This window comes from Aureimonas fodinaquatilis (assembly GCF_008369445.1).
GTDB classification, from domain to species: Bacteria; Pseudomonadota; Alphaproteobacteria; order Rhizobiales; family Rhizobiaceae; genus Aureimonas; species Aureimonas fodinaquatilis.
On sequence record NZ_VTWH01000004.1, the window covers coordinates 201445 to 216735 of the forward strand.

The 15291-nt window shown below is 55.8% G+C and carries 14 protein-coding genes; 9 read left to right on the plus strand and 5 right to left on the minus strand.

What is annotated here, in order from left to right:
* The first annotated feature begins 56 nt into the window (after nt 1-56).
* From FPY71_RS15800 to FPY71_RS15830, 7 genes are all read left to right on the plus strand, one after another.
* The gene (locus FPY71_RS15800; RefSeq protein WP_149301282.1) at nt 57-1487 is read left to right on the plus strand and encodes an MBOAT family O-acyltransferase; all 1431 of its coding nucleotides are present in this window, start codon (nt 57-59) and stop codon (nt 1485-1487) included.
* A gap of 3 nt (nt 1488-1490) precedes the next feature.
* Entirely contained in the window at nt 1491-2627 is a 1137-nt protein-coding gene (locus FPY71_RS15805) for an alginate O-acetyltransferase AlgX-related protein (protein WP_149301283.1), read from the plus strand.
* Nucleotides 2628-3001: 374 nt separating this feature from the next.
* The gene (locus FPY71_RS15810) at nt 3002-3859 is read left to right on the plus strand and encodes an alpha/beta hydrolase (protein WP_149301284.1); all 858 of its coding nucleotides are present in this window, start codon (nt 3002-3004) and stop codon (nt 3857-3859) included.
* 77 nt (nt 3860-3936) lie between these two features.
* A complete protein-coding gene (locus FPY71_RS15815; RefSeq protein ID WP_149301285.1) occupies nt 3937-4794 on the plus strand; it encodes an ABC transporter ATP-binding protein in 858 nt (285 codons plus the stop codon).
* Entirely contained in the window at nt 4794-5627 is an 834-nt protein-coding gene (locus FPY71_RS15820) for an ABC transporter permease (RefSeq protein WP_149301286.1), read from the plus strand. Before FPY71_RS15815 ends, FPY71_RS15820 begins: the two co-directional genes overlap by 1 nt.
* Nucleotides 5628-5669: 42 nt before the next feature.
* Nucleotides 5670-6692, plus strand: coding sequence for an ABC transporter substrate-binding protein (locus tag FPY71_RS15825; RefSeq protein WP_149301287.1), 1023 nt, complete (start codon nt 5670-5672; stop codon nt 6690-6692).
* A gap of 255 nt (nt 6693-6947) precedes the next feature.
* A complete protein-coding gene (locus tag FPY71_RS15830) occupies nt 6948-8021 on the plus strand; it encodes an acyltransferase family protein (RefSeq protein ID WP_149301288.1) in 1074 nt (357 codons plus the stop codon).
* 39 nt (nt 8022-8060) lie between these two features.
* Here FPY71_RS15830 and FPY71_RS15835 read toward each other — a convergent pair whose 3' ends face one another.
* From FPY71_RS15835 to FPY71_RS15855, 5 genes are all read right to left on the minus strand, one after another.
* Nucleotides 8061-9140, minus strand: coding sequence for an ABC transporter ATP-binding protein (locus FPY71_RS15835; RefSeq protein WP_149301289.1), 1080 nt, complete (start codon nt 9138-9140; stop codon nt 8061-8063).
* 91 nt (nt 9141-9231) lie between these two features.
* The gene (locus tag FPY71_RS15840; RefSeq protein WP_149301290.1) at nt 9232-10062 is read right to left on the minus strand and encodes a carbohydrate ABC transporter permease; all 831 of its coding nucleotides are present in this window, start codon (nt 10060-10062) and stop codon (nt 9232-9234) included.
* The gene (locus FPY71_RS15845) at nt 10062-10976 is read right to left on the minus strand and encodes a carbohydrate ABC transporter permease (RefSeq protein ID WP_188052380.1); all 915 of its coding nucleotides are present in this window, start codon (nt 10974-10976) and stop codon (nt 10062-10064) included. Before FPY71_RS15845 ends, FPY71_RS15840 begins: the two co-directional genes overlap by 1 nt.
* A gap of 77 nt (nt 10977-11053) precedes the next feature.
* Entirely contained in the window at nt 11054-12319 is a 1266-nt protein-coding gene (locus tag FPY71_RS15850; protein ID WP_149301292.1) for an ABC transporter substrate-binding protein, read from the minus strand.
* Nucleotides 12320-12355: 36 nt separating this feature from the next.
* Nucleotides 12356-13498, minus strand: a complete 1143-nt coding sequence (locus FPY71_RS15855; RefSeq protein ID WP_149301293.1) for a mandelate racemase/muconate lactonizing enzyme family protein — start codon at nt 13496-13498, stop codon at nt 12356-12358.
* Between the two features lie 114 nt (nt 13499-13612).
* Here FPY71_RS15855 and FPY71_RS15860 point away from each other — a divergent pair, with 114 nt between their 5' ends.
* Entirely contained in the window at nt 13613-14638 is a 1026-nt protein-coding gene (locus FPY71_RS15860; RefSeq protein WP_188052381.1) for a LacI family DNA-binding transcriptional regulator, read from the plus strand.
* Nucleotides 14639-14696: 58 nt separating this feature from the next.
* Complete coding sequence (locus FPY71_RS15865; RefSeq protein WP_149301295.1) at nt 14697-15251, plus strand: hypothetical protein; 555 nt, start codon at nt 14697-14699, stop codon at nt 15249-15251.
* The last annotated feature ends 40 nt before the right edge of the window (nt 15252-15291 follow it).

A 15291-nucleotide genomic window follows, 5' to 3' on the forward strand; every position in this document is an offset into this window, starting at 1 on the left:
TGATTTCCGCCAACCACGTGGTAGTTGCAACCCCAAGCTAGCAGAGTAGGCAATCCGTGGTCTTCAGCTCTATACCGTTCATATTCTATTTTGCCCCGGCTTTCTTTCTTCTGCTGTTTTGTTCCAGAAGCAAAAATCTGGCGATCCTCATCGGCAGTGCGCTCTTCTACTCGTGGGGCGAGCTTAAATGGCTGCCACTGCTTGGTCTTTCCATTGTTTTCAATTTTTATGCAGCAGCATTGTTAAGCCGCCTGCAAGGCAGGTCCAGAGACTGGTTTCTGTACTTTGCCATCATTGCCAATCTGACACCGCTGATCATTTTCAAATATGCCGAATTCGTCCTTTCCAATTTGCAGGAAATTATCGGCAAAACCTCGCTGTCGTTTGAATTCGGCCTGCCGCTCGGCATTTCGTTTTTTACCTTTCAGGCAATATCCTACATCATCGACGTGTATCGCGGCTCGCAGAAGCGCGAGGGCACATTGCGCGACTATGCGACCTATATTTTCCTGTTCCCTCACCTCATCGCCGGGCCCATCGTCCGCTATGCAGACATTCATGACGAGTTGAAGCACCGCTCTGTCGGAGTGGAAAAGGTTGCAGTCGGACTGCAGTATTTTATAGTTGGCCTGTGCCAGAAAGTGCTGATAGCCAACACCCTGGCCAGCCCGGCAGACTACGTGTTCGGCCTGGAACTCGGCACGGTTTCCATGCTGGAGGCCTGGATTGGCTCGGTCTCCTACATGCTGCAGATCTATTTTGATTTTTGCGGCTATTCCAACATGGCCATCGGCCTGGCTTTCATGATGGGGTTCCATTTCCCGCGCAATTTCAACTATCCCTATATCTCCAGATCCATCGGCGAGTTCTGGCGGCGCTGGCACATTTCCCTGTCGTTCTGGTTTCGCGACTATGTCTATATTCCAATGGGTGGAAACCGGGTTTCACGGGCAAAGCTCATCCGCAATGTGCTGATTGTGTTCACTCTGACCGGCCTTTGGCACGGCGCAGCATGGACCTTCATTGTCTGGGGCTTTTACCACGGCGCATTTGTTGCACTGGAAAGAGCCGGCTTCGGAGCCGTCCTCAATCGGCTTCCATCGGCGCTTCAACATGGTTACGCGTTGCTCGTCGTGCTGGTCGGCTGGGTCATCTTCCGCGCCGAAAGCATGCCGCAAACCCTGGATATTCTGACCGCCATGGCAGGTTTTGGCGCCGAGGCATCATCACCGCTGGGTCTGTGGCTCAACCCCGAAATCATTCTTGCGCTCATTCTGGGGCCGGCCTTTGCAACACCGCTTCTGCCCTTGCTGTTGCGCTGGGCCGGGCGCATCGAGGTTGAAGGTGCACTGGCCTATCCCAATCAGCCGGATGTCCGTGTTATCATCCGGCTGATACCGGTCAGCGTTCTGGCATTGGGTTTCGTGGTGTCGGTCACCGCCCTTGCGGCCAGCAGCCTCAACCCTTTCCTTTATTTTCGGTTCTGACACATGATCGCAAAGCCTGATCAGAGAGGATATCGCGGTTGGGCCACAGCCCTTTGTGGCAGCGTTCTCATTGTGCTTGTTTTTGCATGGGCAACGCCCTGGCTGAAATTGCCGGAACCGGGACTGGCGGAAAACCGCGTATTGGCGGAGGCACCTGCTGTTCCCGCATCCCTAAGGGGCATCGTCCATTTTCCGCAAGAGTTGAACAGCTATATCGAAGATCAGTTTCCACCCCGCAGATTTGCGATATCCGGGCTGAATTTCCTTCGCTACCATTTGCGGTACAGCGGCGTGCCAAGGGTGATTGTCGGCCCGAACGGCTGGCTTTTTTACGACATCGCGGCCACTTTTGCCTATCAGCAGGGTATCCCCAATCTGTCAGAGTCTGAAACAGAGCGGCTGGTTTCCGGAGTTGTCGCCTATGATCGTCAGCTCCAGGAAAACGGCCGGCGATTTTATGTCATGGCAGCGCCGGTGAAATCCTCGGCATTTCCGCAGGAAGTGCCGAATTGGCTTGAAATGAGTGAGGTGGATGCCGCGCGCGTGGCCAAAGCCTTTGCCGACGCAAATGAGCAGAATCGCTTCATCTATCCGGTGCAGGAAGTGCAATCGACGGATGAACTGAGCTATAGCCCCAATGATACGCACTGGAATTACTATGGCGCCTACGCTGCGTATGAAAAGCTGATTGAGACTATTGCAAAAGAGGTTCCGGCGGTCGGAGCGCCCGCGCCAATGGAAACCCCGGACACGGCTTCGGTGCCGGCAGCGGCCATACCGCGCGATCTGGCTTTGATGCTGGGTATTGCCAACTGGGTCAGTGGCAGCCACCCGTCAAAAGTTACGTTTCCGCCGCATGATCCGGCCCGAACCACATTTTTGAGCGAGCGAACAGATTGGGCCGCGGCCCAGGTCTGGGAAACGGACGCGCCATCCGGACTGACCCTGCTTCTGGTTCGTGACTCTTTCTCGACAGAAATGCTGCCGCTTCTGAAAAGCCATTTTTCAAAACTCGTCATTGCCCATCTGGACGACGGCTTTTTGCGCGATGACCTGATTGAGCAGTATGACCCGGATGTCGTTGTTTTCGAGCTTCAGGAAGCAGGCACGCCGTATATGCGGCACATGAAGCTGCCATAAGAAAATCCGCTACGGACGCTGCAAGGATAATATGTTTTGATAGTTTCGATCAGAACATATTGTACCCCCGTGCCTCGCCCAGATTTTGTGCAAGGCAACACAATCATGTCTTACAGGTTTCAAAGCGATAACAGCTTTAAATGCTGTTGCCTCCGCTTCGGCTGACTGTATCGAAAACCGCATTGCACAAGAAAAGATGCAGAAACATATTGCATTGCAATAGGTCAACCGGTGTTTGTGCTCGTTGCCAACTTAAAATTTTAAAGCTTACTTCTATGATCAGTGGCTTCAGCAGCGCAGTTTGCTGACCAAAGCACCACTTCAAAACCGCATCCGGCGCCGACGCAGTTCGGCAGGGCCGCATTGGAGAGAAGATGAGCGACAGCACCGCCCGGTCAGACAGCCCATTAGCCAGACTGGTTTCCATTCCGACCTCAAGTGAGCCCCTGGACGGGCTGTTCTACGAGCCGGAGGGCGGCGCGACAGCGGGTGCAGTGCTCATCATGCACGGCAATTGCATGAACTTTTATTCCGGACCGGCGCGTTTTCTGCCGAAAGTGCTTGTTGAACAGGGCTTTGCCTGCCTTGCCTATAACCGGCGCGGGCACGATATCCTGGTAACCCCGCTTCACCGCGCAGCAAGCGGTGGCGCGTATCAGTTGATTGATGAGGCGCGCGAGGATAACCGCCTGGCATCACAATGGCTTGCCAATCGTGGGTTTGGCACTCCGGCGGTGATTGGCCACAGCAATGGCGGCATGCTGGCTGTGCAGCATGTTGCAGACCACCCTGACACACCTGCACTGGTGCTGCTTTCCGCTCACAAGGGGGGGCTCGGCATCTTGCCCGCAATCAGTGCGGCAGGACTTTTTGCCGAAGACAAGCTCGATGAGCGGATCAGCACCGCTGAACAAATGGTTGCAGAAGGCCGCGGAAGGGATTTGCTGCTGCTGCCGAACTGGTGGCACGTCATTTCCGCTGGTTCACTGATCGACTATTCCAGCCGATTGCCGGAGATGCTGGACGTTGCACCGCAGGTTGCCTGCCCCGTGTTGTACATTCGCGGAGATCAGGAGTCGGCGGAAATCTACCCCGCAGAGGTATTTGCTGAAAGACAGGGCCGCACCCAGGTCGAGATCATTGAAAACTGCAACCACTTCTATGCCGGGCGCGAAACTGCCGTGACAGATCTCGTCGCCCCTTGGCTGAGACAGACTATGAGCCAGCCATAAGTACTGCCTGCCCGCGTCTGATTGTGCGGCACCTCAGCTAAGCCATCTTTTTCAATCGCATGAAGGGAAAGCAGTGCATGGAAGCATCGGATCAAAGGGGCGCTCTCGTTGAACTCGAAAATGTCTCTCTTCAATACGGAGAAAGCGAGTTCACCATTGCTTTGCGGGATGCAAGCCTGACGGCGCAACCGGGGGAATTTGTAGCGGTGGTCGGGCCTTCCGGCTGCGGAAAATCCACATTGATGAAGGCGGCAACCGGCCTGTGGAAACCATCCAAGGGCACAGTTCGTGTTTCAGGCAAGGTTGTGGACCGTCCCCTGAGCATTGTCGGCATGGCCTTTCAGAATTCCACATTGCTGCCTTGGCGCACCACCCTCGACAATGTCATGCTGCCGCTGGAAATTGTGCAGCCACACGCATCCAGACTGGCAGCCAACCGCGCGGAATACGAGCAGAGCGCGAGGGAGCTTCTGGCCCTGGTTGGCCTTTCCGGCTACGAAAATGCATTTCCCTGGCAGCTTTCCGGTGGCATGCAGCAGCGTTGCCAGCTCTGCCGCTCTTTGATTCACGATCCGAAATTGTTGATGCTTGACGAGCCGTTCGGCGCGCTTGACATGTTCACGCGGGAAGAACTCTGGCAGGTGCTGCAGAAATTGTGGCTGGTTCGTCGGCCAACTGTGGTGCTGGTAACGCATGATCTGCGCGAGGCCGTTTTTCTCGCCGATCGTATCCTCGTCATGAGCGCACGGCCCGGCAAAATCATCTTCGAAAGACAGATCGACAATCCGCGCCCGCGGGATCTTGAAACCACCTATGAGGCGTCTTCGGTCGAAGCAGTGCATGAACTTCGCAGCTACATCAGCTCTGCGCGTGCAGCCATTAACGACCCGCTGCAACAGAAACCAGCGAACGCAGTTTCGGAGGGTGTAAGCTGATGAGCATTCCTTCCGTAACGGCAACCGCACCAAAAGAACGCAAGTCATTGGGTTTGCGCAGACTGACCCGCAAGCTGGCGCCGCTGATCGTCATTGTCGCCATCCTGGCCATATGGGAAGCGGTGGTGCGAATTTTCGCCATTCCGTCCTTCATGCTGCCAGCCCCGTCAGAGGTATTTTCAGTCGGATGGCGCACGCGCAGCATCATTCTGGGTGCCGCTGGCCAGACGTTGCTGACAACGCTTCTGGGATTTGCGCTTGCCGTAGCCTTCGGGCTGGTAGCCGGTGTCATTGTTGGCAGTTCACGGGTGATCTACGACAGCATTTACCCAACATTGATCGGCTTCAATTCGATACCGAAAGTTGCAATCATCCCCATTCTGGTCATCTGGGTGGGCATCGGCCCGGTGCCTGCGGTCATCACCGCCTTTCTCATTTCCTTCTTTCCAATTCTGGTCAATGTCGCAACCGGCATCGCCACTGTGGAACCGGAGCTGAAGGATGTCTTGCGGGCGCTTGGTGCCTCGCAGGTCCAGATCATTCGCAAGATCGGGCTGCCACGCTCAATGCCCTATTTCTTTGCGTCGCTGAAGGTGGCTATCTCGCTGGCTTTTGTCGGCTCAATCACGGCCGAGTCGATCGCCTCCAATCAGGGCATCGGATACCTCATGCTTGTCGCGTCCTCGCGCTTTCAGGTGCCGTTGGCCTTTGCCGGGCTGTTTGTCACCGCGCTGATGGGTGTGGGCATGTATGCGATCTCAAGCGCATTCGAAAAGCGCCTGACAGGATGGACAATAAGAGACAGCCAAAGCGGCATCGGAGCCAATGGCTGAATATCCGATACAGAAACAACAGTAACAATTGAGGAGGAAGTCATGCTTTTTGGACGTCAGATTTTTCTTGGCGCTCTGCTCGCAACGCCTTTGCTGATGACCGGCGCCCAAGCGCAGGAACAGTCGAACGTGCGCATGCTGATGGACTGGATCATCGCCGTTCAGCACTCTCCGTTTCTGATTGCCGACCAGAAGGGATATTTCGAGGAAGAAGGTATCACTGCAAAAATTGATCCGGGAAAAGGGTCAGGCTTTGCAGCAATCAATACCGCGAATGGCGTCTATGACTTCGGCTGGGGCGATTTGACAACGATGTTGAAATTCAACGTCGAAAATCCTGGTTCCGAGCTGGTCATCGTCTATCAGAGCGTTGATGCAACGGCGCTTGCTGTTGTAGCGGCCGGTGACCGCGGTATCGAAACCCCCGCGGATCTGAACGGCAAAAAAATCAACGGAACTCCAGGCGGTGTTGGCTTCGACACAATCGGCTTGCTGCTGGATGGAGCGGGTGTCCCTGATGTCAAGCTGGAATGGGTTACAGCCAGTCCTGAGCTGATACCCTCGATGATCGTGCGCGGGGATATGGATGGCACTACCGGCTATACATTCACACAGGCACCGGTTTTGCTGGATGCTGGCCTGAAGGCCGATGACATCAAGATCATAAAGTACAGCGATTACAACGTTGATATTTATGGTCCGGCGCTGTTCACAACCAGAGCCTATGCAGAGGCCAATCCGGAAACCGTCAAAGCCGTCGTCAAGGCAGTTAATCGCGGAACTTTGGACATGCTGTCAAACCCGCAGGAAGCTTACGATGCGTTGCAGACGTTTGACCCGCTGATGGTGCCGACGACAGAAGAGTACCGCATGGGGCTGCTGCGCCAGCATATGCTGACGGAATCAGTCCAGGAAAAGGGCATTGGCGCTGTTGACGACGCGCGTATGCAGCATTCAGTCGACCTCATGCGCGAGGTTTTTGACTGGGAGCCGATCGCTGCGTCTGAGGTTTACAGCAACGACTTTCTTCCTCCTGTGGAAGAGCGGATGGTTCCGAAGTCCTGACGCTTGGCCAACCTGCCCGGGCCGGGTCGATACGGCCCCGCCCGGGCAATTGCAGCCTTGCGAGATAGTAACAAAAGAAGTCATTCTCAAGGAAAATGAGGCTGACAAAGTCAACAGCGTAAAAGTGCAGGTGCTACAACTTGTCACTTGCGACATTTTTCAATGATGAATAGTGGTTGAAGCGACCAACTGGTATTTCAATCATTGATAGCGAAACTAATTGCAGGGACAATCAGGCCCGTTGATCTTCCGGCTATGGACGGGCTCCGTTTCTATGCCGCATTACTGGTCTTCATGACGCATTGTCTGGGAACAATCCGAACAGCGTTGTTGTCCTATCCACCTGTACCAGCAGTTGACGCGGGGCTTATATCTCGCAGCTTGTATTTTTTTGCTGATGGAAATCACGGCGTCGACATATTCTTTGTTTTAAGCGGCTATCTGATGGGGGTGAAGTTTTTTGGAAGCCGAGGAAATTTTTCCTACGGGCGTTTCATACAGGGTCGCTTCAGTAGAATTTACCCGGCATTTCTGGCCTCATACCTGGTTGTTATGGTCTGCAACATGCACTTTGGCTGGGCGTGGTCGTTCAACTCATTCATTGCCGGGCTGTTTTTTCTCAATGCGGTGCCCGCGCTGGACGTCATACCTTATCATTATGTTTCATGGTCGATCGGGTTTGAATTTCTGTTCTATCTGGTTTTTCCTGCGTTGCTGTTCCTGCCTGCCCGCTTCTCCAGTTTTACCAAGGCAACAATTGCTGTTGTCATTGTTTACGCCGTCACGTTCAGCGTTCCGGAATTGACGTGGCTGCTGCGCATGACAGGCCTGTTTCTGGGCCTCTGGATTGCCAGCCTTGACCGCAACATGCTGCAAAAAATAGCAGACAGGGTTCCATTATGGGTGGGTCTGGCGGTTTATGCCGCCTATCTTCTCAGTCGCGGCTCGCTGCCATATCCGGTGGCATACAGCCTGATGCTGCCGGGGATTGCGCTGATTTTTATTAGTTCAGTGTTTGGCTCGAACTGGCTCAACCGGCTGTTCTCAACAGAACCCCTTCGGTTTCTCGGCACAATTTCCTACTCATTTTATCTTTGGCACACGATGGGGATATCGATTGGAACGTTCATCCTGCTGCCATTCTTTGGCGTTCCCCGCACTGATACCGCACTGACAATTGCGCTGATGCTGCCTCTGACGTTCTGTCTGTCGGTGCTTATGGCCTTTGTGTCCTTCAAACTGTTTGAGGCGTCTTACTTCCGCAAGCGTTTGCAGATCGCCCTTCCCTTATCGCCAGAAGCAGCAGAGCCTTTGGCTTTGCGGCGTTAGGCAATATCAGAGCATGCATCCGACCATCAGGGCGAAGGGCTAGCCCGCCTTGGCAATACGCTCCAGCGTTTGCCCGTCGAACAGGTGGGCCGTGTGCGTGTCGAACGTGACAGGCAGAATTTCGCCCTCCTTCACGTCCTGCATCGGTATGACCAGCGTTGCGACCTGCCCGAACAATTGCCCACGGACCTCCACCTCGTCGCCCGTGGGCTCAACCACCTCGACTGTAAAATCAAATGCTACCTCGCCAGTGCCGGCAATGCGCAAGTGGCGCGGGCGCACCCCCATCCGCACATCGCTGCCTGCCTGCACGTCTCTTGTCGGGAAAAAGGGAACGAAAACCCCTGCAATACTGACCCCGAACCCGTCAGCGCCGTTTTCAACCCGGCCATCAAAGAAGTTCATGGGCGGGGTGCCGATGAAACCAGCCACAAATTCGTTTGCGGGTTCGCGGTAGATTGTGGCGGGCGAGCCCACCTGCTCGATGCGCCCATCACGCAGCACAACAATCTTGTCTGCCATGGTCATGGCTTCCGTCTGGTCGTGGGTTACATAAATTGTTGTTGCACCCAGCCGCTTATGCAGCGAGCGGATTTCCGCACGCATCTGCCCCCGCAATTTGGCGTCAAGGTTGGACAGCGGTTCGTCAAACAGAAACACCTTCGGATCGCGCACGATTGCCCGCCCCATGGCCACACGCTGACGCTGCCCGCCAGAAAGGTGCCGGGGATAGCGATGCAGGTAGTTTGTCAGGTCCAGAACCCGCGCCGCCTCTTCGACTTTCTGAGCGATCTCCGGCTTTGGCCGCTTTGCGACCCGCAGGCTGAAGCCCATGTTTTCTGCAACTGTCATGTGCGGATAAAGCGCATAGGACTGAAACACCATCGCAAGGTCGCGGCGCTTGGGCGGCAGATCGTTGACCACGGTTCCGTCTATGGAAACTGTCCCTTCCGATATTTCCTCCAGGCCGGCAATCATGCGCAGGAGCGTGGACTTGCCGCACCCCGATGGCCCGACGAGGACGACAAACTCGCCGTCCTGTATGTCAAAGGACAGCCCGTGCAGCACGGGTGCATCGCCATAGTATTTTTTCAGATCGGCAATAAGAACGGATGCCATAAGCGTGCCTCTTCAGAGGAAAGGATTGGGCCTGAGAGCGTTTCCGGTAATCATCCGATCACCTGAAACGCTTCAACGGCAGGACAAAGCTTCAGCCCTTCACAGCGCCAGCGGTTATTCCGGCGACAAGGTGGCGTTCAAGAATGGAGTAGATTGCCAGAACGGGAACAACGGCAATTACGGCAGCCGCCATCAGTTCATTCCAGTTCACCTGATATTCACCCTTCAGCGTGGCTATTCCGACGGGCAGCACATACATCGACGGCGCAGTCGTGAGCACCAGTGACCAGAGATACGCGTTCCAAGCGGTCAGAAATGTCACCATGGCCACCGCGACCAGACCGGGTTTGGCCAATGGCAGCACAACAAGCGCGAAGGTGCCAATCCGGCTGGCACCATCCATAATGCCAGCCTCGTCCAGCTCACGTGGAATGGCCCGGAAGAATCCGACCAGCATCCATACCGCAAAGGGCAGTGCAAAAGACGAGTAGACGAGAATGAGGGCAATGTAGTTGTTCAACAGCCCTGCCCCGGCGATCAACTGGAAAAACGGTACGACCAGCAACGCTTCCGGCAGCATTTTTATGAACAGCAGCGAAAGAATGATCAGAGCCTCAATGCGGATGGGAAACCGCGTCAGGCCGTAGGCAGCCAGAGATGCGATGCACAGGGACAAGACGGTTGTTCCCGTCGCCACAATCAAACTGTTCAGAAAGTAACGGCCAATCGGGCGTTCTGTCAGCACGGTCCAGAAAGCATCCAGCGACCAGTTGGCAGACCAGAAGGTGGGCGGGTACTGAAAGATCTCGGACGAGGGCTTAAGGGCCGTGTTCAGCATCCAGTAAATTGGAAACAGCATCACCACCAGTGCAAGGATCAGGCAGACCCAGCGAAGTACCATGACAAAGGGCGTATCGCGCATCAGGCCTCCATAGCCCGGCCGGGCTTTGTCATTCGCAGGTAGAAGATCGAAAAAATCAGAATGATGCCCAGAAGCAGAATGCCGATTGCGGATGCCCGGCCAAAATCATTCTGCGTAAAAGCTGTGTTGTAGATCAGGACGGGCAGAACTTCGGTACCGCCAATCGGGCCGCCACCGGTCATCACCGCAATGATGTCGAAGTGGCGGATGGTGTAGATAATGTCGAGTGTGGAGGCGACGATCAAAAGATATCGCAGATTGGGCAATGTCACCCATTTGAATTGCTGCCAGCCGCTCGCCCCATCCAGTTCCGCAGCCTCATACTGATCTTTCGGAATGCCTTGCAGGCCTGCCAGCAGCAGCAGCATGACAAAGGGCGTACCACGCCAGACATCAACCAGAATTACGGATGTCAGCGCCAGGCCGGGGGAACCGAGCCATGCCTGATAGCGATCGATCAGACCGGCGCTGGCCAGAAGATAATTGACGACACCAAATTGTGGTTCCAGCAGCCAGACCCAGACAATCGCGCCGATTGATGGAGCCACGATCCATGGCGCAAGAAAGCCGATGCGAAGCAGGCGGCGCGCAAAAACGACACGGTTCAACAAAAGCGCCAGCGCCAGCCCCAAAATCATGTGGGCGGCAACGCATGAGATGGTGAACACGAGTGATATTCGCAGACTGTCCCAGAAACCCGGGCTCGTCAAAAGATGCATGTAATTGTCGAAGCCAACGAATGTCGAGCGCAGGCCGCGTGTGCGGAACAGGCTTGTCCAGAAGGCGCGGCCCAGCGGCACAGCAATGAGCAGCAGGATCAGCACCACGGCTGGCATGATGAACCAATAACCATGCAGCCGCTCGCGCCGAAGGCCGAGACCGCGCCATGGTTTGCGTTTTGAAAATGCGCTCATTGTCATGTCATGTCCTGAAAATGCCGCAGGGCTGTTCGGCGCGGCATCGTCAGCCGCACCGAACCATCATATGCCGCTTAAAGGTCGTTCAACCGCTGGGTCACCACGGTGTCCAGTTCGGTGAAAATTTCCTTGGTGCGGGCAGGCTCCTGAAGTGCGCGCTGCATGGCTTCCACAACATCGCGTGAGGCAATCTGCTCCCATGCCGGCGTAGACAGCGGAATGGTCAGCGCGGTCTGGCCCATCTCCAGAAATGACTGGATAATCGGGTCATCAGCAACTTCCGGCATATCCAGCAAATCATTGCGCAGCGGCATCCAGTTGGCCGCCGTTACCATCTGTACAGTCCATTCAGGTTCATTCATGAATTTGATGAAAGACCAGGCTTCTTCGGGATGCTCGCAATTGCCGGAAATGCTCATTGCGGTAATGGTCGCAACGGTTCGCGCATCGGGGTCATTGGCCGGTGGTGCGGCAACAATCATGTCTTTTGCCAGATCGGGATTGTCGCCCCGCACCTTCGCCAGCCCCCAATAGGCATTGCGCATGGTGGCAATGCGCTGCTGCGCAAACAGAATGGTCTGCTCGTTATAGTTCAGCGTCGCCGGGGCTGGAGCCGCATAACCATCTGTAAACAGGGAAATGTACTTCTCAATGGCCTCCAGAGATTTTGGATCGCTGGCAAAAGTCGCCTCTGTCAGGTCTTCGTTGAAAGCGCGTCCGCCATTGGAGTAAATCCACGACAGCAGAACGCGCGTTGTCGTGTCTGTCGGACCGGCCAGCACGGTGGTGGCCCATTGGTCATTTTTGGTCAACGCCTTGGCCCAGACGAAATATTCATCCCATGTCGTTGGAATATTTTCCGGGTCGAGCCCCGCGGCCTCAACCAATGCTCGGTTGTAAACCTCACCGTAGATACCGGCATAGAAGGGCAGACCGTAGAGCTCACCTTCAAAGCGCAAACCTTCAATGGCGCTCTGCGACCAGACATTGCGATAGTCTTCGCTTTCCGCGTCCCACATCTCGTCAAGTGGCATCAGATAGCCATTGAAGGCGGCGGTTGGCACTGGCACGGATACGACGCAGGGAGCCTGGCGCGCTTGTGCGGCGGTGACAAACTTTGTCCAGTTGTCCGCCCGCGGAACCAGAATTGGCTCAATCCTGATACCGGGATTGGCAGCTTCGAAAGCAGCCACCATCTGACGCCAGATTGGCTCATATTGTGCCTCACCCAAGGCCGTGGCCTGCCATTGCAGCACAACATCCTGCGCATTGGCACTGGCGGGAATCGCCAGCAGCGCGCCTGCGGCCAGCAACGCCTTAATGGATTTCAGCTTGGACATGCGTTTTCCTCCCGTTCATGAGGCATCTGTCGCGCCTCAGTAGAAAAGTGATCCTGTTCGCTCTTTCCGCGGCTGGTCGCCTTCGGTGTAATCGGCAAGCGCTTCCAGATTTGGCTCCAACCCCAACCCCACACCGTCCGGCAGCGTGAAAATGCCGTCTGCAAGCGGCGATGGCACACTGCTGGCCTGATTGCGCAGCACGCGGTCCGGCTCGATCTGCTCCAGAATAAGAAAATTCGGAATCGAGGCGGCAAGTTGAATGGACGCCGCGGTGCAAAGCGGCCCGCCAGGATTGTGGGGTGCAACGCTGACCTGATAGGTTTCGGCCAGCGCAGCAATCCGCCGAAGCTCGGTAAATCCGCCGCCATGCATCAGATCAGGTTGCACTATCCGGCAACCGCCCAGTTCCAGCAACTCGCGGAACTCGTAGCGCGAAAGCAAGCGTTCACCCACCGCAACGGGTATGTCGGTTGACTGCTGAAGCTGAGCAATGGCCTTGGCATTTTCGAAAGGAAACGGCTCTTCGATCCAGCCGGGGCGATGCGGGCGCAGCGCTTCCAGCATGGCAGGGGCTGAGCGCGGAGAGAGAAGTTCGGCGCATTCGATGAAGATTTCCGCATCCTGACCGGCACCCTCACGCGCTGCGGCCATCAGTTCACCCACCCGCGAAACTGAGCCGACCGGATCGTTGCGCAACAGATCGTGCTGAAACGGGCACCATTTGAAGGCCGAAAATCCGCGCCGGCGAATTTCACGCGCGCCGTCGAATGCCTGTTGCGGCGTTTCAATGCCCTGTAGCCAATGGCTGGCATAAGCGCGCATGGAGGTGCGATGTGGCCCGCCGAAAAGCCGATGCAGCGGCACACCCAACCGCCGGGCCTCCATGTCCCACAGTGCAATATCGATGCCGCTCAGCGCGCTCATATAAACCGCGCCACCGCGCCAGCGCCATGCATTGTAGAGGCGGTGCCAGTGACGCTCCGCGCCCGTCGCCTCCTGCCCTACAAGGTGGGTCGCGTAATCGTCAATCGCTGCCAGAACCGGACGAATAGGCCCATGAAGCGAGGCTTCACCCCAGCCATAGCAACCGTCGCTCGCTTCGATCCGCACAAATACCCAGTTCACCCAACCGATGCAAAACCGGAAACTTTCAATACGGGTGATGGTCGGTGTGCTCATGAACGAAAGCCCCGGGATCTACACTGTTGATAATTATTGAAACGTTTCAATACACAGTTGGCACAATCTTCGCAAGGGGGTATTGAACGGTAGCGTCAGATGTTTGGGATCGGCATGACACAGGCAGGAAAGAATGGACGTGCGACGATTCTGGACGTGGCCCGCGAGGCTAACGTCTCCGTCGGCTCGGTATCGAACGTTCTGAACGGCACGCGCCCTGTCAGCCGCAAGCTGCGTGAGCAGGTGCTTGCAGCGGCGACGCGCCTCAACTTCAGCATCAACACAGTTGCCGCAACATTGCGCCGCCGCCGCTCAGGCGTGATCGGCTTTTGCACCACATATGCAACAACGGTCTATCTGCGCGAGCTTGCGGATGAGCTGGACAAAATGGCGACCGACAATGGCTATGACCTGATCCAGGTGTTCACCCGGCAAGATCCGGAGCTGGAACTTCGGCGCGTGCGCAGCCTCATTGCCCGACAGGTGGATGGGCTCATTCTGCTTCCAAGTTTGCAGCCTGCGGCGGCGCTGGAGGCCGTGCGAGAGGCTGGCACGCCCTTGGTCATTGTTGACCGGCGGGTGGACCCCCGCTTTGATACGATCACGGTGGCAAATCATGCAGCAATGGGTCTGGTGGTCAAGCGGCTGCGTGCGCTTGGCCATCGCCGACTTTTGTTCATACCGCAGAACCGGTGGGTCATGACGACACAAGAGCGCATCAAAGCATTGGAAGATGCCGCGGCAACCTGCGCCGAATTCAGCTTTGAAATTCTGGAGCGGGGTCAGGAAAAACCACACTTCGTCGAAGCGTTGCGCATGACGCTTGCGAAAGACATGGCGCCAACGGCCATCGTCACGGGCAACAGCAGCGTGGCACTTTGGACAGTTGAGGCGCTGCAGCAGCTTGGAAGGCGCTGGCCAGATGATGTGTCGCTGGTCACCTTTGACGAGCCAGAATGGACATCGCTGCTTTCCCCACCCGTTGCGTCCATCGCGGCACCGACAAGAGCTATGGCAGAGCGGGTTTGGCAGGCACTTGTCGACCGGTTGGCCGAGGCGGATCGCGCACCGGTTGATGAACGAATGATGGCGACTCTGGATATGCGCGGTTCGATTGGCCCGGCACCGCCGAACAATTAATCGCAGGCATTAATTCTGGTCCAACGTCAGCTATCCGATTCATTGAAAGGTTCAGTCCATGGGAATCATGTTGGCTTTCCTGCCATTTCTTGTTTTTGCAATGACAGACCGTTTCATCGGCACTACGGAAGGTCTTGTGGCAGGCACTGCTGTTTCGGCTTTTCTGGTAACGAGAGATGTTCTGGCACCGGGCAAAAGCATCAAGATTCTGGAGGGCGGCACGCTGCTGCTCTTTGCGGCCCTGACGGGCTATATCATGTTCACCGGACAAGCGATTTCAGTCATCGGTGCGCGCCTGATTGTTGACCTCGGGCTTCTGGCCATCATTCTGTTTTCGCTGGTGATCGGCAGACCCTTCACGCTGGAATATGCGAAGGAAAATGTCTCGCCAGAAATAAGCCAGACTGCCAAATTCCGTAAAACCAATATTGTCATCACATCGGCATGGGCACTGGCATTTCTGGTGATGGTCTGCGCTGAACTGGTTCTGCTCTATGCACCGGACATTCCGCATCATTTTGGCATAATCGCCATTGTGGTTGCGCTGGTTGGGGCAGTCAAATTCACCAAATGGTACCCAACTCAGGTTGCCGGCAAACTGCGCTCAGTTTGACCTGCAGAGCCTCGAACCCTTGGCAAAGATGCGGGGCATG

What these genes read in the sequence shown, in the direction of transcription:
- FPY71_RS15805 (WP_149301283.1), top strand. Translation starts at nt 1,491, where the DNA reads ATGATCGCAAAGCCTGATCAGAGAGGATATCGCGGTTGGGCCACAGCC.
- FPY71_RS15810 (WP_149301284.1), top strand. Translation starts at nt 3,002, where the DNA reads ATGAGCGACAGCACCGCCCGGTCAGACAGCCCATTAGCCAGACTGGTT.
- FPY71_RS15815 (WP_149301285.1), top strand. Translation starts at nt 3,937, where the DNA reads ATGGAAGCATCGGATCAAAGGGGCGCTCTCGTTGAACTCGAAAATGTC.
- FPY71_RS15820 (WP_149301286.1), top strand. Translation starts at nt 4,794, where the DNA reads ATGAGCATTCCTTCCGTAACGGCAACCGCACCAAAAGAACGCAAGTCA.
- FPY71_RS15825 (WP_149301287.1), top strand. Translation starts at nt 5,670, where the DNA reads ATGCTTTTTGGACGTCAGATTTTTCTTGGCGCTCTGCTCGCAACGCCT.
- FPY71_RS15830 (WP_149301288.1), top strand. Translation starts at nt 6,948, where the DNA reads ATGGACGGGCTCCGTTTCTATGCCGCATTACTGGTCTTCATGACGCAT.
- FPY71_RS15835 (WP_149301289.1), bottom strand. Translation starts at nt 9,140, where the DNA reads ATGGCATCCGTTCTTATTGCCGATCTGAAAAAATACTATGGCGATGCA.
- FPY71_RS15840 (WP_149301290.1), bottom strand. Translation starts at nt 10,062, where the DNA reads ATGCGCGATACGCCCTTTGTCATGGTACTTCGCTGGGTCTGCCTGATC.
- FPY71_RS15845 (WP_188052380.1), bottom strand. Translation starts at nt 10,976, where the DNA reads ATGAGCGCATTTTCAAAACGCAAACCATGGCGCGGTCTCGGCCTTCGG.
- FPY71_RS15850 (WP_149301292.1), bottom strand. Translation starts at nt 12,319, where the DNA reads ATGTCCAAGCTGAAATCCATTAAGGCGTTGCTGGCCGCAGGCGCGCTG.
- FPY71_RS15855 (WP_149301293.1), bottom strand. Translation starts at nt 13,498, where the DNA reads ATGAGCACACCGACCATCACCCGTATTGAAAGTTTCCGGTTTTGCATC.
- FPY71_RS15860 (WP_188052381.1), top strand. Translation starts at nt 13,613, where the DNA reads ATGACACAGGCAGGAAAGAATGGACGTGCGACGATTCTGGACGTGGCC.
- FPY71_RS15865 (WP_149301295.1), top strand. Translation starts at nt 14,697, where the DNA reads ATGGGAATCATGTTGGCTTTCCTGCCATTTCTTGTTTTTGCAATGACA.